Origin of the sequence: Streptomyces sp. NPDC047022 (assembly GCF_040644155.1) — a bacterium.
In the GTDB taxonomy this organism is placed as follows: domain Bacteria; phylum Actinomycetota; class Actinomycetes; order Streptomycetales; family Streptomycetaceae; genus Streptomyces.
Genome location: NZ_JBEYVV010000109.1, coordinates 1 through 1,224 on the forward strand (window position 1 = coordinate 1; position 1,224 = coordinate 1,224).

1 protein-coding gene is annotated in these 1,224 nt (G+C 69.1%); it reads right to left on the reverse strand.

Annotated elements, in window-relative coordinates; translation table 11 throughout:
* Positions 1–1,224: condensation domain-containing protein (locus tag ABZ845_RS31970; RefSeq protein ID WP_360987075.1), on the reverse strand; the 1,224-nt coding region annotated here is incomplete at both ends.

Consider the following 1,224-nt stretch of genomic DNA (forward strand, 5'->3'; position numbering starts at 1 on the left):
GGCGAAGCCGACACCGGCCGCATCAGCCACTGCGGCGTCCAGGCCGGCCTCCGCCACTTCGGCGACGACCAGCTCGAACCCGGACTCGTCCACCGACAGGATCCGCTGGTACGGCTCACCGTCGGCGACGGGGAAGACCGTACGCAGCACCTCGTGGCGCTCGATGACATCGCGCAGGGCGACTTCAAGGGCCTCGCGTTTCAGCTCACCGGTCAGACGCAGCGCCATCGGAACGTTGTAGGTGGTACTCGGACCATCCAACTCGCCGAGGAACCAAAGGCGTTGCTGGGCGAAGGACAGCGGTACCCGCTCCGGACGGGCCGTCACCGTCAGCGCCCGACGGCCCTCGCCCGCCTGGCCCAGCCGCGCAGCCAGCGCCGCCGGCGTCGAGGCCTCGAACAGCGCTCGCAGCGGCACCTCCACACCCAGCACCGTCCGCACCCAACTGATCAGACGCGTGGCGAGCAGCGAATGCCCGCCCAGCAGGAAGAAGTCGTCATCGACCCCGACCCGCTCCAGCCCCAGCACCTCCGCGAACGCCTGGCACAGCAGCTCCTCCTGCACCGTCGACGGCTCCCGGCTCACCGTCAGCGCGGCCGTGAAGTCGGGTGCGGGCAGCGCACGGCGGTCCAGCTTGCCGTTCACCGTCAATGGCAGCGCCTCCAGCACCACCACCGCCGACGGCACCATGTAGGACGGCAACCGCTGACCGACGAACTCCAACAAAACAGCTGGCAGTTCAGGCGAGGCCTCCTCGGCCGGGACGACATACGCCACCAGTCGCTTGTCACCGGGCACATCCTCACGCGCCACCACCGCGGCCTGGTCCACCCCCGGATACGCGGCCACCGCCGCCTGCACCTCACCCAACTCGATCCGGAACCCCCGGACCTTCACCTGCTCATCCACCCGGCCCAGATACTCGATCTCACCATCCGCACACCACCGCACCAGATCACCCGTGCGGTACAACCGCTCACCCGCCACACCGAACGGCGATGCCACAAAACGCTCCGCCGTCAAACCCGGCCGCCCCAGATAGCCGCGCGCCAGCCCCACACCCGCCAGATACAACTCGCCCGCCACCCCCACCGGCACCGGGTTGAGCGAGCCGTCGAGCACATAGACACGCACATTCGAGATCGGCCGGCCGATCGGCACCACACCCGCCACATCATCCCCGACGAACCACGCCGTGGAATACACCGTCGCCTCGGTCGGACC